We start from the raw sequence: 19883 nt of genomic DNA on the forward strand, positions 1-19883 counted from the left end.
CCTCCCACACACGCCATGCTGACTGTCCTTGCCATCTCCATAGGCGCCTCGCTGGGTGCGCTGGCCCGCTGGGGCCTCAGCCTCTGGCTCACGCCCGGCGGCATGATTCCCTGGGGCACGCTGGCGGCCAACCTGATAGGCGGCTACCTGATAGGTGTCTGCATCGCGGCCTTCCAGGCCATGCCGCACCTGGACCCGGTCTGGCGCCTGGCGCTGGTGACCGGCTTCCTGGGCGGGCTGACCACTTTTTCCTCGTTTTCGGCCGAGGTGGTGATCTTCCTGATGGACGCGCGCTACGGCCTGGCGGCGCTCACGGCCACGGCGCACGTGCTGGGCTCGCTGCTGATGACGGTGGCGGGCCTGAAGTCCGCGATGTTCCTGATCGCCGCCCACGCGCGCTGAGGCTCTCCGTGAACCCAGGCCTTTGCCGCAGCGGCGCAGTCAGGCAAAACCCCTGGCTACCGCAAGCCGCCGGAATTGGCCACAATCGGCCATGGCTTCCATGACCTCCCTTCATACCGCCCACGCAACGGGCGGCCAGGACCGGCTGGCGCGCATAGGGCATGCCCGGCAGGCGGTGCTGTACGGCGAAGCCGGGGCCGCCGATGCCGCACCGGCCCTGGAAAGCTGGATAGAGCGCTCCTGGCTGCGCTGCCTGGCCAGCGGCCAGCGCCCCGAACACCCCCCCTCCTTCGACATCCTGCCCGCCGCCGAAACACGGCGCCACCAGGACGCCAACCACCAGCTGGTGCAGGCCGCCAAGCCCACCCTGGAGCGCCTGGGGCGCGCGATTGCCGACACCCGTTACTTCGCCATCCTGACCAACCAGGCCGGTGTGGTGGTCGACGTCAACGGCCCGATAGACCGCGGCGACAGCCGCGCCGACCTCATTACGCGCATAGGCACCGACCTGTCGGAGACGCGCGTGGGCACCACCGCCATAGGCGCGGCGCTGACCGAGCTGCAGCCGGTCTGGCTGCACCGCGGCGAGCACTTCTTCGACGCGACCTCGGTCTACAGCTGCGCCGGCGCGCCGCTGTTCGGCCCCGACGGGCACTGCGCCGGCATGCTGGACCTGACCGGCATCGAAGCGGCCGAGCGGCCCGAACTCAAGCACCTGGTCGCGCAGTCCGCGCGCAGCATCGAGAACGCGCTCACGCTGGGCCGGCCCCATGCCCTGCTGATCCGGCTCAACTGGCCGGGCCGGGTGCTCGGCGACGACACCGACGGCCTGGTCTGCGTGGACGACGACGGCTGCGTCACCGGCGCCAATCCGGCGGCGCGGCAAATGGTCTCGCGCCTGGGCGCCACGGCCGACGGCATGCTGCATTGCAGCGAGCTGTTTGCCATGCCTTTTGAAATGTTGTTTGACGCGGCGCAGCGCCGCAGCCCCCCGCAGGGCGGCGTGCTGGAGGCACCGCTGTGGACAGGCCTGCGCCTGCATGCGCTGCCGGTGCTGGCGGGCCGCGAAGCCGCGCCCGCCTCGCTGCAATTGCCGCCTTCGGGCGATTCAGGCCGGCCGCTCAAGGAACTTGAAACCGCGCTGATCCGCAAGGCCGTCAGCGATGCGCGCGGCAATGTGCTGCAGGCCGCCAAAGCATTGGGCGTGAGCCGGGCCACGGTGTACCGCCGGCTGGGCCCGGGCAAGCGCGGTTAACCGCTAGTCTCCGAAGCGTTCTGCCAGCAGCGAGTACTGTTGGTCGAATACCGGACGTTTTGCCGATTTCAGTTTTTCCAGATTGGCGAGCTTCCACTTCAGAGCGGGAAGGTCTTTCAGATGGACAAACGGCATGAGTTCCCATGCTGGTTCCGCCTTGGCCAGTGAAAGGAGAAAGTCTTTGTGCTGATGTGTGAGTGCCTTTGGTAAATCTCTTTTCAGGTCGGCGCGAACCTTTAAAAGAGTCTCAAGAGAGATCTCTTCGCTGGTCATGCCTTTGAAATGATTCTCGTAAATCGTCTCGAAGGGGGCATCGGCACTGAAAAGAACTTCATGAACAGGCCTGTTATGTCCCGCGAGATAAGCGACAAAGCACTCCACGAAGGCACTGTCCAGGCCGAATTTTTCATACATCTTCAAGACATCGAAGATGTCTCGGGGGTGCTGGCGATCCTGGCCGCAACAAGCTTGCTGCCGTAGATTTCGGCCCGATCCAGCATCGGCACCGAAAGCTCCGCCGTAAACATCTCCTGCGCTGCCGGTGAGAGCGCAACCGCCTTGACGGGCAGCAGAGTGCCGCGAAAGACGTGGTTAACCTCGATCTTCACTTCAGTCGTATCGCCGCGCACAAAAAGTTTCACGTCTTCGCCATTGGGCTTTCGCGGCACGGTGACCTCGTACCCGCGCCTTTCGAGAATGACGGCCGCGTCCTTCAAGTCGCTCTCGATGGCTTGCAGCGCATCATCGCGCGACAGCGTGTGGTCGGTGAAAACCACATCAATGTCGACGGACAGGCGCGGCATGTCCTGCACAAATAAATTGAGTGCCGTTCCGCCTTTCATCGCAAAGCGGGGCGACTTGAAAACCTCCGGAGCAATGTCGATCAGCAGGCGGACCGTGTCGATGTATTCCTGCTTCATGGTTTAAGGTCCAGCCTTTCACCGTTTCTGGAAACAGCGATCCATCGCGACCCGCCTCCTTTGGCTTCGCTGCTTTTCCTGGCGATAGCGGCCCAGGGCAGGTCAAGCTCCTCCGACAAAGCGCGTGCCAGGCGAACCACCTTTGTGCGCGTGGTATGCGTTAGCAGTGTTTCGAGGACGGACGCGCGCAGGTTGCGCGCGCTCTCAGCGAGCTGGCGAGCGTCCTGCAGCGATTCTGTCTTGCCGACGTCGCTGAGCAGTTCCAGCATGGCGCGTTCGGGAACCGAGACCAGGACAGAGGGATGGCCACCGGGCAAAGACTGCAAGCCGAAACCGGACGGCATCCCGGCGCCAAACAGGCGAGTTGTCTGGTAGCTGCACTCAAAGCGACTCACCAGCCAGGCGGGAAGGCGCATCGGCTGTTCCCCCCAGAGCGCGATGGTTTCCCGGAAGGCGATGTTGTGTTTAACGCCGCGCCATGCGAGAGCCGTCTTAGCCCCGACATGCAGGCCGGCATTGCGGCGCATGAGATAGGCAAGACATCCGTCCCGGCTCAACGTATCGCCGGGCAGCATGTAAACGCCACGACCCAGATGGGTCAGCCACCCGGCCTTCGCAAGGTGAGAAGCATGGGATGGGCTGAGGCCTTTTTCCTTCAGGTCGGCCACGTCCAACGGTTCTGCCCGAGGCAGGACCGCCAGCATTTTCTTGAATGAAAAATCTTGATCAGTTGACTTCACAGATCAACTATCGCAGTTTTTTTATTCAGATTCAAGGAATCGAATGAAATTTCATCAATTAACGCTACAGAATAGTAATTATTGCGAAATTTTCATTCAAATCACCACTTCTCGCTCAGTGCTTGTGCTCAGCCGCGGCGCCGGTTGCGCCCGGCGCGGTAGTGGTCACCGGCAACTTCAGCTCCAGCCGGCTTTCCACGCCCTTGGCATCCTTGAACAGCAGGGTCACGGGAACCGTGCTGTCCTTGGCCAGCGGCGCTTTCAGGTCCATCAGCATGACGTGGTAGCCGCCCGGCTTGAGCTCCACCTTTTTACCGGCGGGCAGTTCCAGCGATGGCAACGCGCGCATTTTCATGACGTCGCCCTCCATCTTCATTTCATGCACTTCGGCCACGCCCGCGACCGGCGACGACACGCCCACCAGCCGGGTCGCGTCCCTGGCGGTCAGGCTCATAAAAGCGCCGGTGCCCTTCTGGCCCTGCACGGTGGCGCGCGCCCAGGCGCCATCGACCTGGACGGCGGCGGTCTGCGCCAGGGCGGCCATGCCGCCCAGCGCCAGTGACAGCATCAGGACGGCTTTGGGGAATTTTGCGAATGTCATGTTCATGTGAAGGTTCTCCTTGAACGGTGATTGATTTAGAAAAAAAGGCCGCACCCACTCAGTGATTGTGCTCACCGCCACCGCCCGCGGGCATCAGCTCCAGTGCCGCGGCGGGATTTTTCAGCTCCGATGGTTTCTGGCCCGGCTTGGGCACTTCCGCCCAGTCGACCTTGCCCTCTTCACAGACCTGCATCACCGGCCAGTACAACATGCCGGGCTTGGCGGGCAGCTTGGCCTGCAGCACAAACTCGTCGTACCAGTCGTTCTGCAGGTAGTCGGCCGGGGTCTTGGCCGTCCAGCTGATGCGGGACACTTCCTCGGTAATCGCCTTTCCATGGTCCTGCCGCGGCTGGGCCAGTTTTTCACGCGTGACTTCCAGCGTCCAGCCGGCTTTGGGCATGGGCTTGGCGCCCTGCACACCCGCGGGAATCGTGACCACGATCTGCTTGACCGGCGAGTTGCCGCAACCGTGCCCAACCTTGAAGGTCCCTTTGTAATAGCTGCCGGCATTGGCCACCTGGTATTCCAGCGTGACGTGGGCGGCGGCAGGCAGCGAGACAGCGAGCAGCAAGGCACTCGCAGCCCAGCAGGGGCGCACGGAAGCGGCGAGGGTTTTAAGCGTGTTCAGGTAGTTCATGTTCATCCTTGGTGACGATAAAAATTTAAAAACGAAAAGCAGCGGGTCAAAGGCTGAAATTGAGTTCGGCCATCAGGGTCCGCTGCGGATAGGGGTGGAAATTCCAGTACTGGTAGTTGTTCAGGTTGTCGATGCCGACGGCCGCGCTCCACTGCTTGCCGGCCTGGTAGCGAACGCGCACGTCGGTCGTGAAGTACTTGCTGGTGCCCTGGTAGGCAAAACCGTTGACGTCGCTGTTGTCCAGGCTGGAATACTGCTTGCCGCTGTAGCGCGCGCCCACCGTGGCCGTCCAGGCCGCGTCGAAGCGGTAACTGGCCAATGCCGTCGCGCGCCACACCGGCACGCGCGGCTGGTATTTGCCCAGCGTGTCGCCGGCCACCGCCACAAAGCCGCTGTTGTCCTTGATGCGTGAATCAGCGTAGGTCACGCTGCCGCTCAGGTCCAGCCCTTTTTTGAGCACGTCGTTGCCGCTGAAGGCGACTTCCACACCTTGTGTCTTGATGCGCCCAACGTTTTGCACGCGGCTGATGTTGCTGTTGGCGACGGGGTCGAAGGTGGTTTGCGAATACAGCGCGTCGCGCGTGTTCTCGGTGAAGAAGGTCAGGCGCAGCAAGGCGTTGCCCAGGTCTTTTTCCGCCGTCAGCTCGGTGGTCCAGGATTTCTCGGGCCGCAAATTCGGGTCGTTGATGTACTGCGAATTGACGCTGGCCGTCGCGCCGTACAGCTCGCCCACCGTGGGGAAGCGCACGGCGCGGCCGGCGGAGGCCTTGAGTGTGGTGTCGGCCGACCACTGGTAGGACAGCGCCGCCTTGGGCGAAACAGCGCTCTCGCTGCGCGCCGCATAACCGGTGTTGGCCGGATTGCCCGCGCCGAAGCTGGTGAAGCCGCCGGAGGCCGTCCAGTTCTCCAGCCGCGCGCCCAGCACGGTTTTCCACTTGGGCGCGAAGGCCCAGGCATCCTGCGCATAGACGCTGCGCAAGCGGGTCTTGCCGCCCACGTCGCTGACCACGGCGCCCGGCCCGCTATTGAGCCAGTTGGCCGCCGCGGATTTGAGGATGCGCAGCGTGTAGCTATCCTGCTGGAAGCCGAAGTCCACGATGTGTGCGCCCTTGATGCCCTCAGGCCGCCAGATGCCCTTGAAGGCCAGCGTGTTCCAGCCCGTGCCGCCCTGGTCCTGCAAGGTGCCGGCCCCGCCATTCAGCGCGCCCGGCTGCGCGGTGGTGGCCGCGCGGACCTGGTCCTTCTGGTAGTCATACAGGCTGGCCGAGACTTCCCAATCCCACACGCCTTGCGTGTTCGACTTGACCGACAGGCCATGCATCAGATGCGTCAGGGCTTCGTTGCTGACGCCGAAGTCGCTGGCCGCCAGCGTGTAGCCCCGGCCGTTGATGCTGACGTTTCCGCTGTACACCGGGGTACCCGCCGCGTCGCGCAGATAACTTTGCGAGCGGTTCTCGGCATCGTTCTTCCAGTAGCCCAGCGTGTAGCTGGCGCGCACCGTGGACGAAAAATCGTAGGCGACCTTGAGCTTGAGGTGTTCCTGCCGCGTCTCGTACTGCGTGGCGCCGCCCAGCAGCAGCCAGGGCACATTGCGTGTATTGAGCCCGGGCACCGCGCCGCTCACCACGGTGGCGCCGGCCGCGGGCGCCGCCGCACTCAGTGTGCGCGTGGCGAAGGTCAGCGGCTGGCCCGCGCTTTCGGTGCGGTTGGCGTTGATGAACCAGGACCAGTCGCCGCTGCGGCTGCCCAGCGAGGCGCTGGCCTGGCTGCCGCTGAAGCTGCTGTGGGTGCCGTAGAGCTTGAAGTCCTGCGTGAAGCCGCTGAGCTTGGCGTGTGCCTCGAATTGCGTGGGCATGCGCGTGACGTAATCCACCACCGCGCCCACCGAGTTGCCCGGGTAGGCCGCCGAGAACGGGCCGTAGAGCACGTCGACCCGCTCGATTTCCTCGGGCGTGACCAGCCCCCAGCGCGGCGCGTAATTGGTGCCGTTGGCGATCCCGTTGCCCAGGTAGTTGGACAGCAGGATGCCGTCGGCATACACCGCCGAACGCGCGCTGTTGCCGGTGCCCGAGGCCCGGCTGGACAGGATGGCGTGGTTGTAGTCGCCGATGTAGCGCTTGCGCACCAGCAGGCTGGGGAAGTACTTGAGCGCGTCTTCGCTGTCGGTGGCGTTGATGGTCTGCGCGATCTGCTCGCGCGTGATGCCTTCGATGGTGGTCGGGATCTGCGTGGGCAAGGAGGTCGGCTGGCCGCTGTTGACGGTGACCACGCCCAGGGATTTGGCCGGCGCGTCGGCCGACGGCGCCTGCGCGAAAGCCGCCAAGGGGAAGGCCAGGGCCGTGGCGCCGCGCCAGGCAAGCGCGCACGGTGTACGGGAAAGGTTCATGAAAACTCACACTCTGAAATGAACGGACGCGCAGCAGCAAGGCCGCGCGCGGGAAGGCCTCAGGCGAGGCGGTTCAATTCAGAGTGCGGGCGGCCCGCGGCTGAAGGGCAGCCCGGGGACGGCGGCGCCGGCACTTACCGGGACATCCGCCACGGCAACATAGTCGCCGGAAAAACAGGGAGCAGCGGCCACCGGCAAAGGCGGCAGCACCAGGCCCGGCGAAGCGCACAGGTCACAGCGCAGGCCCGTGGAACCCGCATCGCCGTCGGCGGCATCACCGCTGGCGCTGGATGAAGCGGTGTTGATGCTGCAGATACCGCCCAGCTTGCCGGTCTGCACATCCTGGGCCAGCATGGACACCGGTGCCCACAGCGCCGACAACACCGCCAGGAAGGCCAGCCAGGTGGCTAGGCGTTCCCATACGGGGAGGGTTTTTCGCGAGGTGGGGTGGTGGGGCACGGGGGGATTATAGGCAGGCCGGTTCTTGCTCCGGCCTTTGCGCTCTTTGCTGAGGGCTGTTGGCCGGGGGTAGCCCGGCGGCTACTCACTTTTCTTTTGCTTCGCCAAAAGAAAAGTAAGCAAAAGAAAAGGCGACCCTGGTTGCTGCGTCCCTTCGCTTCGCTACGGGCAACCTGCGGTGCTCGGTTCAGGCGGGGTCTCGCTAAACTCGCCTTCGGCTCAAACAACGCGATCCCTGATCCGCCTGAACCTCCGCTCCTCGGCGCATCCACAAGGGGTGGGGAATGAATACCAATACCTAAGAAACAAGGACTCGCCGTGGCGAGTCCTTGTTTATCTTGGTTTGATTCTTTGTGTTTTGTCCCCGATCCCGATTGCCCCGTCCTGGCTGGGCCGAGGAGAGCAGAGACAAGCGGATCAGGGCCGGCGTTGTCTGAGCGAAGCGAGTTTAGCCGGACCCCGCTTGGCTCGAGCACCGCAGGTTGCCCGGAGCGAAGCGCAGGGACCCAGACTGCGGGTCGCCTTTTCTTTGGTGACTTTCTTTTGGCGAAGCAAAAGAAAGTTACTTGCTGCCGGGCAACCCCCGGCCAACAAAACTTAGAAGAGAGCACAGAGGAAAGGGAGCGCGCTGCCGGCGCAAGACCCTGCCTCAAGGCGCGCCGAAGCCAAATCGGCGAAACACCTCCTGCGCCGACGCCGACAGCAAGAAGCCGGCAAACTCCCCTGCCGCCACATCCCCACCCCGCACAGTCAACCCATAAGCCGCACTCACCTGCAAGGCGGCCGGAATCTGCACCACGCTCATGCGGGGCAACTCCTTCTGCACCGCAACGGCATTGGTGCAATAAGTCAGGAAGAGGTCGGCGCGGCCTTCGCTGATCAGCCACTCATAGACGCTCCGGCCGGGCGGGGGCGGGGGCGTCTCGGGCGAGCCGGTGAGCTTGAGGGCCTTGGCGTCCAGCGCTGCGTAAGCACCGGGCCTGAGGGCATCGGCCTTGCGGAACAGCGCCCAGGCATAGTCGCCCGACGGGTCTGCTTTGGGCGTGGAGGTACCTAGCTTGACGGCCGGGTCCAGCATCAGGTCCAGCAGCCGGTCCGGTTCGGCCTTGAGCGCCGGCACGGCCAGCGCGCACAGCTGGTTGCGCACGAACAGGGTGGGTTGTGCCCACGTGCTGCCGGCCATGGAATGCAGGCGCTGCGGATGTTGCGTGTCCGCCGATGCGAACACCTGCGCCGGCTCGCCTTTTTCAATACGCTCACGCAGCAGGCCGGACGCGCCAAAGGTCAACTGGGTTTTGAGCCCCGTGCGTGATTCATAAACACGCGCAATCTCCGTGAGCGCTTCGCGCAGGCTGCCCGCAGCGTAAACGCGCAGAGGCGCGGCACCTTCAGCAGATGCTGCGGGCGACTGGGCATGCGCCATAGTCAAGCCTCCTGAAAAAACAAGCACAGCAGCAATCCAGGCCAGCAGGCGCCGCGGGACTGGCTTTGCCAGACCGCAGGCGTCGCCCCCTCGAGGGGGGAACAGGCTACACGCAGTGAGCCTGGGCAGGGGGGAACTCATTTGGTGGCGTTAGGGAAGAACAACTGCTCCCCATTGATCTTGTAGCCAGCAATCACCCCCTGCCCCGCAGGCGAAATCACCCAATCCACAAATTTCTGGGCTTCGACTACCTTGGTCTGCGGGTGCTTCGCAGGGTTCACCACCATCACGCCGTACTGGTTGAACAGCCGCGTGTCGCCTTCGACCAAAACGGCCAGGTCGCCGCGGTTCTTGAAGGACAGCCAGGTGCCGCGGTCGGCCAGCACATAGCCGCCGCTGCTGGCCGCGATGTTGAGCGCCGGGCCCATGCCGCAGCCGCAGGCCTTGTAGTTGGCGAACGCCGGCTTGTCGGCCGGTGTTTCGATGCCGGCGTTTTTCCAGTAGCGCAGCTCAGCCGCGTGGGTGCCGCTCTTGTCGCCGCGCGAGACAAAATTGGCATTCGCCGCGCTGAGTTTTTTCAGGGCCTCGACGATGTCCTTGCCTTTGGCTTTGGCCGGGTCGGCCGCGGGGCCCACCAGCACGAAGTCGTTGTACATGACCGGGAAGCGCTTGATCGCAAAGCCTTCGGCCACGACTTTCTCTTCGGCGACCTGGTCGTGCACGAACAGCACGTCGGCGTCGCCGCGCCGTCCCATGTCGATGGCCTGGCCGGTGCCGACGGCCACCACCTTGACGTCTATGCCGGTGGCCTTCTTGAATTCGGGCAGCAGGTGGGGGAACAGGCCCGACTGCTCGGTCGAGGTGGTGGACGCCATCACGATGGTGCCGGTTTGCGCCACGGCCAGCGTGGCCGCCATGGCCAGCGGGACCAGAACGAGTGTCCTGAGGGTCTTCAAGGTCATCATGCGAGTTCTCCTTTTAAAAATGCTTCCGCCGCGGCGGGGACGGGTCCGTTGAAAAATTCCGCCACCGGCAGGTCGGCCACCAGCCGGCCCTGCTCCAGGTAAATCACGCGCTGCGCCAGGCGTTTGACCTGGCCCAGGTTGTGGCTGCTGAAGATCAGCGTCATGCCGGCATCGGCGAACTCGGCCATGAGGCGTTCGACTTCGCGCTTGGCAGAGGGGTCCAGGCTGGCGGTGGGCTCGTCGAGCAGCAGCACCTGCGGCTTGAGCGCCCAGGCCCGTGCCAGCGCTACGCGCTGCTGCTGCCCGCCCGACAGGGCCTTGGCGTTGCGCGTGGCCAGGTGTTCCAGGCCCACGCGCGCCAGCGCCGCCAGGGCCTGCGCCTTGGCCTCGCGCCAGCGCACACCGCCCAGCCACAGGCCCAGGGCCACGTTGTGCAGCACGCTGGCGCGCAGCATGTAAGGCCGTTGGAACAGCATGGCCTGGCGCGCCTGCGCGTCATGCTGCAGGCTGCCGGCCACGGGACGGACCAGGCCGTTGAGGGTTCGCAACAAGGTACTTTTTCCGCTGCCGTTGGAGCCCACCAGCGCCAGCCGTTCGCCGGCCTGGATGCGCAATGTGCAATCGCTGAGCGCATGAACGCGGCCGAAGCGCACGCCGACACCGTGCAGGTTGAAGAGCTGCGTCATGCGGGCCCTCCCTGCGCGGCCAGGCTGGCCGGATCCGGCAGGCGGTCGTCGAACTGTTCGCGCCAGCGCCGCACACCCGCGATCAGGATGTTGAGCAGCAGCACCACGCCCAGCAGCACCATGCCCAGGGCCAGCGCCAGCGGCAGGTCGCCCTTGCTGGTTTCCAGCGCGATCGCGGTGGTCATCACGCGCGTAAAGCCGTCGATGTTGCCGCCCACCACCATCACCGCGCCGACCTCCGAGACGGCCCGGCCGAAGGCGGTGATCAGCACCGTGAGCAAGGCGTAGCGCTCGTCCCACAGCAGGATCAGGCCGCGCACGAAGCGGCCCGCGCCCAGCGACTGGAACTGCTCGCCGTGGCTGCGGTCGGCATCCTCGATCGCCTGGCGCACCAGCGCGGTGACCACCGGCAGCACCAGCACGGCCTGGGCCAGCACCATGGCCTTGAAGGAAAACAGCCAGCCCAGAAAACCCAGCGGCCCGGTGCGCGACAGCAGCAAATACACCACCAGCCCCACCACCACCGAGGGCAGCGCCAGCGCGGTGTTGAGCAGCGCCAGCACCGCGCCGCGGCCGCGAAAGCGCGACACGCCCAGCCAGGCGCCCAGCAGCAGGCCGCCGCCGCAGGCGATCACGCAAGCCGACGCGCTCACGGCCAGCGAGCGGCCGACGATGCTGGCCAGCACGGGGTCAAGCGAGGTGATGAGGGAGAAGGCCGTGGCGGCGCTGTCGGAGAAAGTGTTCATTGGCAGTTTTGGGGAGCACTCTAGCCTAGGGCCTAAGTCCTTGATTTACATCAGGAATCATCGCTATGAATGGGTTTGCATAGGTTGCGCGGCGGATTGCCCTTCGCCTCCCGGCCCCGCCCGCCCCTGCACTCATAATCGAGCCACTTCCGCCCCGCCATGCACAAAGTCGAACTCTCCTACCTGCTCACGCCGCAGCGCGGCAAAAGCGCGCTGATACGCAATCCGCTGATGGACCTGCTCCACGCGGTGCGCGAGCAGGGCTCCATCTCCAAAGCCTCCAAAGCGCTGGACCTGTCCTACCGCCACGTCTGGGGAGCGCTCAAGGACTGGGAGCAGACGCTGGGGCGCGAGCTCATCGTCTGGGACAAGGGCCAGCGCGCGCGGCTCACCGAGTTCGGCGAGAAGCTGCTGTGGGCCGAGCGCCAGGCGCAGGCCCGGCTGGCGCCGCAGATCGAAGCCCTGACCAGCGACATCGAGCGCGCCTTTTCCACGGCCTTTGACGACGATGCCCATGTGCTCACGCTGTATGCCAGCCACGATGCGGCGCTGTCCGCCTTGCGCGAACAGGCCGGCGCGCGCGGCTTGCACCTGGACATCCGCTTCATGGGCAGCGTGGATGCGATCGCGGCGCTGAACGCCGGGCGCTGCATGATGGCCGGCTTCCACACGCTGGAGCAGCCGGGCAGCCAGTCGGTCACCGCGCGCAGCTACCGCAACCTGCTCAAACCCGGCCTGCACAAGCTGATCGGGTTCGCCCACCGCACCCAGGGCCTGATCGTGGCCAAGGGCAATCCGCTGGGCATCACCGGCATCGCCGACCTGGCGCGGCCCGGCCTGCGTTACGTCAACCGCGCCGAAGGCACGGGCACACGCGTGCTGCTCGACGAGCTGCTGGCCAAAGCCGGTGTGGCCGCTTCCGCGATCACGGGCTACCCGCGCCAGGAACCTTCGCACACGGCCGTGGCCCAGGCCGTCGCCAGCGACGCGGCCGACGCGGGCCTGGGCATCGAGGCGGCGGCGCGCGAAAAAGGCCTGGGCTTTGTGCCGCTGGCGCAGGAGCGCTACCACCTGGTCTGCCTGAAGTCCGAGCTGCCCACGCCGCAGGTGCAGGCGCTGCTTACCGAACTGCAGAGCCGCGACTGGCAGGCCACGCTGGAAGAACTGCCCGGTTACAGCGGCCAGCAGGCCCAGAGCGGCAAGGTGCTGTCGCTGCGCGCCACCCTGCCCTGGTGGACCTTCCGCAAGGAAAAGCCCGGCAGGGCCTAGAGCCCCCCCGCTTTCACAGCGCGCAGGAACGGAAGCCGCAGAACAAATCGTCCCGGTCCGGCAGGGCAAAGCCGCGGTGCCTGGGGGTTTTCATGCGCGCGCGTGTCGCAAAAGAAGCGCCGCGCAACACCTTGTGCGTGCCGAAGCGCGGCTGCGAATAGGCCTGCCAGGGGCCGGGGACAAAACCCGGATAAGGCCTGAAGCTGCTGCCCACCCACTCCCAGACATCACCCCATTTAAAACCGCGCCGCGCCGCCGTATGGGCGGCCAGTTCCCACTCGACTTCAGCCGGCAGGCGGCGCCCGGCCCAGCGGCACCAGGCATCGGCCTCCCACCAGCTCATGTGCATCGCCGGCTGGCTGCCCTGCATGCGGCGCGGCACGCCGAAACGGTTCTGTATCACCGCGCCGCTGGAGATGCCGATCTGGTCGACGTAGCGCGGGCCGCGCCGGCCTTCGCCCGCGGCCTGGCCCTGGAGCCAGCGCCAGCCGTCCGGGTGCCAGAGTTCCTCTCGGTCGTAGCCACCGTCGCCGACGAATTCCACATACTGCGCCCAGCTGACGGGCTGGGCGTCGATCTCGAACTCCGGCACGCTGACGGCATGCACCGCCTGCTCATTGTCGAAGGCAAACCCCACGCCTGATGCGCTGCCCATCTGCCACACCGTGGCCGGGATCAACAGGGGATCGCGCAGTGCCATGGGCGCCGGTGTGAAGGCCTCCTGCAAAGCTTTGTCCAGCGCCAGGCCCAGGGTCTGCGCGCTGCGCACCAGCGCTTCGCCGCGCATGTCCTCGAAGAACAGGCAGAGGCGGTAGAAATACAGCGCGTCGTCGCCGCCCTCCCCCCGGCCACCGGCAGGGGCGGTTTTTTCGAGCAGGTCCAGCGTGCCTTCCAGCGTGTCCAGCAGGTAGGCCCGGCAATTCGCCATGTCGGGCAGGTCCAGCGTCCAGCGCATGGCGTGCGGCACCTGCGCGCTCCACCAGCGGTCCGCGTTCGGCTCTATGGAGGCGAGCCGGGTGTGCGCGGGCGCGCAGCGCGCGCCGAGGGCGCGCTGCATGTTGCGGGCAATCCACCATTCCTGGAACCAGCCCACATGGCCGAGTTCCCACAGGGGCGGGTTCACGTTGGCCAGCCGCGGCACGGTGAAGCCGGCCTCCAGCGCATGCTGGTATTGCGCGAACAGGTGCAGGGTGTTGTTGCGCGCATCCATCAGTGCCAGCGACAGCGGGTCACGGCCCGCGCTGCGCATCGCGGGCGAGTCCGTCAGGGCGCCTGCCGCGGCCGGCGATGAGGAGGGTAATGAATTTGGTGTAGCGTCTGAAGCCAAGGCTGCCGTCCTGCCGTGCCCGGTGGTGATGGCCGCCAACAAGGCGCCATCACACCGCGCACGCGTTAAGGCCAGAATAGCAGAGACACGGCCGTCCTGGCGGCTATAAGCCAATAGCGTGCATCACGCGTTTCCGGCGGCCGGCGCCTGTCTGTCGCGCCCGCGGCACCGCCGGTCGGTCCGGGTTAATCCATCCGTATTTTCCCCTTCTGATTCGGCAAGGACACGGATAGACTGCGCCCAGCCCTCCTGCAATTGGAGGAAGGGGTCTTGAGGCGCAGCGTTGGCCCCCAGATCCACGCTTTCCACAATTCCCACGATCCGACCTCCAGTCCCTCACCGATCCGACCTCCATGCAAGTACACGACCTGAATTCATCGCCCGCCGAACTCGACATGACCTTGCTGGATCTCGGGCCCCTGGCCTGGGTGCTGGAAGAGTTGCGCAAATCGCTGGAAGGCTCGACCAAGGCCCTCAAACGTTTTGTGCGCGAGGCCGAGGCCGGGAAGGAATCCGACATCGGCGCCCTGGACGCGACCCAGTTGCGCACCGCGCGCCAGCAGCTGCACCAGGCCGTGGGCGCGCTCGAGATGGTGGGCATGAGCGCCCCGGCGCTGGTGCTGCGCGCCATGGAAACGGCGGTGCAGAAATTCATCCAGTCGCCGGCGCTGTGCACCCCGGACGCCGTGGGCAAGATCGAGCTCGCCGGCTTCTCCATCGTCCACTACCTGGAAAACGTCCTGGCCGGCAAACCGGGCTCGGCGGTCTCCCTGTTCCCCCAGTACCGCGACATCCAGGGCCTGGTCGGCGCCGACCGCGTCCACCCCGCCGACCTCTGGGTTTTCGAGTGGCGCTGGATCGAGCCGGTGCTGGACATCACCGCCCCGGCCCGCGAGTACGGCGACGAGTCCAGGCAGTTGCTCGACAAGCTGATGCTGACCCTGATACGCACCGGCGACCCGGAGGCGGCGCGCAGCCTCAGCGACATCTGCCTGGGTTTTGCGTGGACACAAACCGGCATCGAGGCCCGGACCTTCTGGAAAATCGCCGCCGGCTTTTTCGAGGCGCTGGCGCAGGGCCTGCTGAACGTCGACCTCTACGTCAAGCGCGCAACCCTGCGCGTGCTGCTGCAATACGTGTGGCTGGCCAAGGGCACGGAGGCCTCGGCCCGGCTCGCCGAAGACCTGCTCTTCCTGTGTTCCCAGGCCAAGGTCCAGCGCGCCGCCGACTCGCCCGTGCTGTCGGCCGTGCGCACGGCCTACGGCTTGAAACGCTTCAAGCCGGTCGACTATGAATCGCTGCAGTTCGGCCGCTTCGCGCCGGCCCTGATCGCCCAGGCCCGCAAACGCATCAGCTCGGCCAAGGAAACCTGGTCCGCGGCGACCGCGGGCGACCTCGGCAAATTCAAGGCGCTGACCGACCAGTTCAGCCTGGTGACGGATTCGCTGGTCAAGCTGCACCCGCCCAGCGAAGCGCTGGCGCGCGCCATGGGGCGCGTGATTGAAAGCACGGTCAGCTCCGGCCAGGCCCCCAGCCCCGAACTGGGGCTCGAATTCGCCACCGCCGTGCTCTTCCTGGAGGCCGTGTTCGACGACTTCGATCCCAACGACCCCCAGCTGTGGGCGCGCACGGCGCGGCTCGCCGAGCGGCTCGAGAGCGCGCGCAAGGGCGGAAAGGCGCAGCCCCTGGAATCCTGGATGGAGCAGCTCTACCAGCGCGTCAACGACAAGCAGACCATGGGCAGCGTGGTCGGTGAGCTGCACTCCTCCCTGGCCGCATTGGAAAAATCGCTGGACCAGTTTTTCCGCACACCCGAAGACACCAAGCTGCTGACCGTGGTGCCGGGGCAGCTGGCGCAGATGCAGGGCGTGCTCTCCATGCTGGGACTGGACCAGGCGGCGCTGGCGGTGACGCACATGCGCGAGCTGGTCGAGCGCATGCTCAAGCCCGGCGCCGACGAACAGCAGGCCCACGCGGCCGGCGTCTTCGACCGCCTCGGCAACAACCTGGGCGCGCTGAGCTTCCTGATCGACATGCTCAACTACCAGCCGGCGCTGGCCAAACGCCTGTTTGTCTACGATGCCGCCAAGGGCGAACTCAAGGCGGACAAGGACCAGTAAGCAGGTTCAAAGCTGCCCAGGGCCTGAACCGTTTTTAATCCCAGACCGTGTCCGGCGGCGGATTGTTGTACTGGGTGCTGAACTCGAAGGCATTGCCCTCGAAGTCAAAACCGGGCACGTGGATGTTGCACCACAGCCCCCAGTTGTAGGGTGCGCCCACGGCTACCAGGTTCATATCGATGATCTCCGTCGTGCTTTGCAGCGCCACCGGCGGGGTGTAGCCGCCGCTGAACTGGCCGCCCTGAATCGTAATCTGCATCGTGGAGTATTCACCGCTGGTGTCGTAGTGCAGCAGGAAGGTGAAGCAATAGTCCGCGCTGGCCTGCCAGACGAGCCGTACCGGCAACTTGTCGCCGCCCACGACGGCCGGCCCGGCAGACCCGGGCGCCCAGGCCCCCAGCGTGAGCAGCACGCCGGCCGGGCTGGCGACCGAGGTCGCCGCATTCAGGTCCGAGCTAAAGCCGCCCTGGTCGTCGAAGGGCAAGGCATAGGCGCGCCCGTCTATCGTGACGGCTGGGTTGTGCAGGAAATTCGCGAACGCGCTCAAGGTGCCGCCGGCGGGATAGAACTGCGAGAAGGTCAGCAGGCCCGGTGTGGTCGGCAGTATGGCCAGCGGTGAACTCACGCCGAAGCTGCTCACCGGCGCGCCGGCCGGGATGGAGGCCGTCATCGGAATGTTGGCGATCTGGAAGGAGGCCATGTCTATCCCGTCCACCAGGCCGGCCGTGGTGGCGCCGCCGCTGAGGCTGACGGTCGCGGTGGTGGCGGGGTTGCCGGGCGTGATGCCGCCCTGCAGGAATTTCCAGCTGGTCGCGTAGCCGCGCCCCAGCGCGGTGACGATCACGTTCTCGATCGCGCCCAGCACCGCGCTGCTGTTGGGTGCGGTGAGCGGCTGCTGCGTGTTGTCGGCAAATACACCGCTGGCGCCGAACACCATCGCCGAAGGCGGCTGGTAGTACGCCAGGCCTTTGAGCGGCGTCCACCAGGCGGGCGGCGGCGGCACGTCCGCGCCGAAAGGCGTGGTCTTGCCGGCGGCCGAGTTGGTGCTGAAGAAGGGATAGTAGAGGTTGTAGGTCTCGCTGTTGCCGCCGGTGAACTGCAGCACGGTATAGGTGTTGCTGTTGCCGCTGATGTCGATGATGCCGCCCACCTGCACCAGGTTGCCGGTGTAGAGGTGGTTGCCGTTGTTGTTCTGCTCGATCTGCAGCAAGCCGGGATTCTTCTTGCACCAGGCAAAAAAATTGTCGATCGCCGCGTCGAACCAGGTCGCCAGTGCGGTGGTGGGCGGCGTCACGAAGAACAGCTCCACCGGGCTGGTGCTGGCCGTGAAAGGGTTGCTGGCGGCGCTGCTCGCGCTGCTGATCACCACGGTGTTGCCCGAAGGCGCGCCGGGCAAGCTGCCCACGGTGGCGCCGGCCGGCATCAGGGGGCCGCTGACCGGCATGCCCACCACCAGGCCGCCGTTGGTGGGAGCCGGGGTGCCCGGGCCCGTGATGCTGAAGCTGGCCTGCCATGCGCCGGGACTGCCCGAGACGGCCAGCGTTCCCTGCAGGCTGGCCGCCTGCAGCTGGCCGTTGATCACGTCGTTGGGGTTAAGCAGGCGGTAAGGCGTGGACGCGTCGCTGCCCTCGGGGTAGACGCAGTCGGCAAAAGGCGCAAGCGGGCCCACCGCCATGGCCTTGTAATCGGCCACCAGGGTCTGCCGGTCCAGCGTGGCCACGATGCCCGATCCGGCGCCGAAGCTGGGGTCACGGGGCGTGACCTGCAGCGTGAACGGGATGCCCAGCTGGTCCACCTGTGTGCAGTCCAGGTTGAGATTGTCCGGCGCGGCGTGGGCCGGCGGATTGGCTGCGGTGCAGGTCAGCGAGACCTCCACGAAGTCATAGAAAAAATCCGCCGTGCTGGCGGTCGGCCCGCTGATCTTGCCGTTCGGCGCGGTCACCGCATCCGGCGAGCTGCTGAAGTAAAGGCGTGCCGAAGGAAGCGGGACACCGGCGTCCAGTTGGATCGCGCCGCCGGCAGCCTTCAGGCCGGCCAGCGTGAAGGCCGGGGCCGGCGTCCCCGGCGCGGGCATGGGCGAGGCGACGCCGGTGGCGGGGTCCATGCGCCAGGCCTGGTTGAGGGTTTCCTGGGTCAGGAACAGGTAGATCGCATCGTCGGCCAGGCCCGATGCCGTGCCGTTTGCCTGGCTGTTGTTGACGATGCTCAGGGTGACGTAACTTGTCATGGGAATCCTTGGACTACGGTGAGGGGGATGCGGAGGTCGGCGATTCGGGGTCGGCCTGCTCGAACCAGTTCTGGTCCACGGCGCCGGCCACGCCGGGCACGGGCGTTCCGCCGTTGACGGTGCCGTCGCTGTACTGCCAGTAAGACCATGCCTGCCAGGGCGCGGGAACGGTAGGGGCCGCCACGTAGCCGGCCAGCCACAGCGGCCGCGCGCCCAGGGACTGGGAGGCCGCCGGATCGCCGGCCAGAAGGGGGACCAGCTTCTCCCAGAATCCGTGGTCGGTGTAGACCATGGTCTGGCGCCCGAACAAGGCGTCGGCGTCGGTGGTGAAATCCAGCACCCACTGCAGCACAGCCTGGGCGCTGCATCCGTCCAGGGTTTCGATGTCCAGCACCGGCGGCAGATCATTCGGTCCCAGCGGGCCCACCGTCGCGAAAAACTGCTGGGCCTGGGTTTGGGCTTTGGTACTCGGGCGCCCGAAGTGGTAGGCGCCGCGCTGCAAGCCGGCGGCCGCGGACCCCGCCCAGTTGTCCTTGAAAAAAGGATCCACGACGTACATCCCCTCCGTGGCCTTGACAAAACAAAAGGCCACATCGCTGCCGGCCACCTGCTGCCAGTTGATGCTGCCCTGGTAGTGGCTGACGTCTATGCCTCTCACCCGCATGACCGCCTCCCTCAGACGACGTTGTTGAGCATGTCGACCTGCGCCTGCTGCAGGCCGTCGATCTTGAGCACCGTTTCCAGCGCCAGGTCCGCGTCCCACATCTCGCCGCAGTTGTAGTACAGAGCCTGCGGGTCGGCCGGGCTGCCGCTGACCTTCTGCTGCCAGGTGGTGGTCACGCCGTCCGTGGCCTGTATGCCCAGGCCCCAGTGGTCCCAGCCGTACCAGCTGCTGGACTTCATGACCAGGGTGTAGACCTCCGAGCCGTCGTCGGCGAGCACCGTGAGGCCGTTGAGCTGCGCGGTGATCGTCATCAGGGCCACGCGGCATGCGTCCTGCGCGTCTTCGTCGCCGTTCAGCGCCGCCGGAAGGTTGTCCACCAGCACCTGGTGGAAAGGCGCCGTCTGCGGAAAGAAGTCGTCGGTGGTGGCGAAGAAGTCGGCATTGAGCCCGGTCGGCACGCGGTCTTCGTCGAACACAAACGCGCCTTCGTCGGAGTTGTAGATGGTGGGGGCGGTGTAGGCGTTGTTGGCGTTCTCGTATTCGCCGGTCAGGGCCCAGCCCCAGCACGCGGCGTTGAAGAAAGGCGCCTGGTCAGAGGTAGGTACCATTGCCCCGCGTTCGGGATGCTCTTCACCGGCCGGGGCCAGCAGGTTGCGTTGTGCGTTGGTGAGGTAAGGCATGGACTTCTCCGGCAAAGGGGTTCGCTGCGAAGGGCAACTGCCGTCTCGCTGAAGAAATTGTCGGCGCGGGTCCATGCGTTGGCGATTACAGCGCATTACAGATGGCCGGCGCCGCGCCCTGCATCACTAACACTTTGAGATTCAAACGCGTTCACGTAATTTTTTCGGCGAAACGTTTTGACTTAAAGCCTCGGCGCATTGCCGCCGGCTATGGCCATCCAGGAAGAAATCCCCGATTGACTGCGCTTCAAATTACGCCATGCTGTGTGTGTGCACGGCCACCGCGGGTTCCCCTGGATACGTCCGCCGTGTAAAGCTGGATCAAGGCAATTAATGCCGAAACGGATTTGTTCTGTAAATACGGCGCCGCAGCGCT

At 65.7% G+C, this 19883-nt stretch carries 17 protein-coding genes and 1 pseudogene; 4 read left to right on the forward strand and 14 right to left on the reverse strand.

What is annotated here, in order from left to right; translation table 11 throughout:
• The first annotated feature begins 15 nt into the window (after positions 1-15).
• Together crcB and ACSQ27_RS22730 are read left to right on the forward strand one after the other, a co-directional pair.
• On the forward strand, positions 16-402 hold the full coding sequence (gene crcB, locus ACSQ27_RS22725; protein WP_436157762.1) for a fluoride efflux transporter CrcB: 387 nt from the start codon (positions 16-18) through the stop codon (positions 400-402).
• Positions 403-493: 91 nt separating this feature from the next.
• On the forward strand, positions 494-1657 hold the full coding sequence (locus tag ACSQ27_RS22730) for a helix-turn-helix domain-containing protein (RefSeq protein ID WP_436157763.1): 1164 nt from the start codon (positions 494-496) through the stop codon (positions 1655-1657).
• Positions 1658-1660: 3 nt separating this feature from the next.
• Here ACSQ27_RS22730 and ACSQ27_RS22735 read toward each other — a convergent pair.
• From ACSQ27_RS22735 to ACSQ27_RS22780, 10 genes and pseudogenes are all read right to left on the reverse strand, one after another.
• Positions 1661-2577, reverse strand: a pseudogene (locus ACSQ27_RS22735) (nucleotidyl transferase AbiEii/AbiGii toxin family protein).
• Positions 2574-3317: a type IV toxin-antitoxin system AbiEi family antitoxin domain-containing protein gene (locus ACSQ27_RS22740; protein ID WP_436157764.1), complete on the reverse strand. Its 744-nt coding sequence runs from the start codon at positions 3315-3317 to the stop codon at positions 2574-2576. The pseudogene ACSQ27_RS22735 and the gene ACSQ27_RS22740 overlap by 4 nt, the downstream one beginning before the upstream one ends.
• Positions 3318-3432: 115 nt before the next feature.
• Positions 3433-3918 carry a copper chaperone PCu(A)C gene (locus ACSQ27_RS22745; RefSeq protein ID WP_436157797.1) on the reverse strand — a complete coding sequence of 162 codons (486 nt, stop codon included), beginning with the start codon at positions 3916-3918 and terminating at the stop codon, positions 3433-3435.
• A 58-nt stretch (positions 3919-3976) separates the two neighbouring features.
• Positions 3977-4555, reverse strand: a complete 579-nt coding sequence (locus ACSQ27_RS22750; protein ID WP_436157765.1) for a YcnI family copper-binding membrane protein — start codon at positions 4553-4555, stop codon at positions 3977-3979.
• Between the two features lie 46 nt (positions 4556-4601).
• The gene (locus tag ACSQ27_RS22755; RefSeq protein ID WP_436157766.1) at positions 4602-6941 is read right to left on the reverse strand and encodes a TonB-dependent receptor; all 2340 of its coding nucleotides are present in this window, start codon (positions 6939-6941) and stop codon (positions 4602-4604) included.
• A 78-nt stretch (positions 6942-7019) separates the two neighbouring features.
• Positions 7020-7400: a DUF2946 family protein gene (locus ACSQ27_RS22760; protein ID WP_436157767.1), complete on the reverse strand. Its 381-nt coding sequence runs from the start codon at positions 7398-7400 to the stop codon at positions 7020-7022.
• 649 nt (positions 7401-8049) lie between these two features.
• A complete protein-coding gene (locus tag ACSQ27_RS22765; protein WP_436157768.1) occupies positions 8050-8823 on the reverse strand; it encodes a molybdate ABC transporter substrate-binding protein in 774 nt (257 codons plus the stop codon).
• 137 nt (positions 8824-8960) lie between these two features.
• Positions 8961-9788: an extracellular solute-binding protein gene (locus ACSQ27_RS22770; RefSeq protein WP_436157769.1), complete on the reverse strand. Its 828-nt coding sequence runs from the start codon at positions 9786-9788 to the stop codon at positions 8961-8963.
• Complete coding sequence (locus tag ACSQ27_RS22775) at positions 9785-10474, reverse strand: ABC transporter ATP-binding protein (RefSeq protein WP_436157770.1); 690 nt, start codon at positions 10472-10474, stop codon at positions 9785-9787. The genes ACSQ27_RS22770 and ACSQ27_RS22775 overlap by 4 nt, the downstream gene beginning before the upstream one ends.
• Complete coding sequence (locus ACSQ27_RS22780; protein ID WP_436157771.1) at positions 10471-11220, reverse strand: ABC transporter permease; 750 nt, start codon at positions 11218-11220, stop codon at positions 10471-10473. The genes ACSQ27_RS22775 and ACSQ27_RS22780 overlap by 4 nt, the downstream gene beginning before the upstream one ends.
• 159 nt (positions 11221-11379) lie before the next feature.
• Here ACSQ27_RS22780 and ACSQ27_RS22785 point away from each other — a divergent pair, with 159 nt between their 5' ends.
• Positions 11380-12489 (forward strand): substrate-binding domain-containing protein, encoded by a 1110-nt coding sequence (locus ACSQ27_RS22785; RefSeq protein WP_436157772.1) that lies wholly within the window; start codon positions 11380-11382, stop codon positions 12487-12489.
• A 13-nt stretch (positions 12490-12502) separates the two neighbouring features.
• On the opposite strand, the gene senA is transcribed toward ACSQ27_RS22785, so the two are convergent.
• Positions 12503-13738, reverse strand: a complete 1236-nt coding sequence (gene senA, locus ACSQ27_RS22790; RefSeq protein ID WP_436157798.1) for a selenoneine synthase SenA — start codon at positions 13736-13738, stop codon at positions 12503-12505.
• Positions 13739-14169: 431 nt separating this feature from the next.
• Between senA and ACSQ27_RS22795 the strand changes: the two genes are divergently transcribed.
• Positions 14170-15936, forward strand: coding sequence for a hypothetical protein (locus ACSQ27_RS22795; protein ID WP_436157773.1), 1767 nt, complete (start codon positions 14170-14172; stop codon positions 15934-15936).
• 34 nt (positions 15937-15970) lie between these two features.
• Here ACSQ27_RS22795 and ACSQ27_RS22800 read toward each other — a convergent pair whose 3' ends face one another.
• The 3 genes from ACSQ27_RS22800 to ACSQ27_RS22810 are packed head-to-tail and all read right to left on the reverse strand — an operon-like array spanning position 15971 to position 19507.
• Positions 15971-18163: a hypothetical protein gene (locus tag ACSQ27_RS22800; protein WP_436157774.1), complete on the reverse strand. Its 2193-nt coding sequence runs from the start codon at positions 18161-18163 to the stop codon at positions 15971-15973.
• Between the two features lie 13 nt (positions 18164-18176).
• A complete protein-coding gene (locus ACSQ27_RS22805; RefSeq protein WP_436157775.1) occupies positions 18177-18827 on the reverse strand; it encodes a glycoside hydrolase family 25 protein in 651 nt (216 codons plus the stop codon).
• An 11-nt stretch (positions 18828-18838) separates the two neighbouring features.
• Complete coding sequence (locus ACSQ27_RS22810) at positions 18839-19507, reverse strand: hypothetical protein (protein WP_436157776.1); 669 nt, start codon at positions 19505-19507, stop codon at positions 18839-18841.
• Positions 19508-19883: the final 376 nt, after the last annotated feature.

Origin of the sequence: Polaromonas sp. LjRoot131 (genome assembly GCF_964252805.1) — a bacterium.
Classification (GTDB): domain Bacteria; phylum Pseudomonadota; class Gammaproteobacteria; order Burkholderiales; family Burkholderiaceae_C; genus Polaromonas.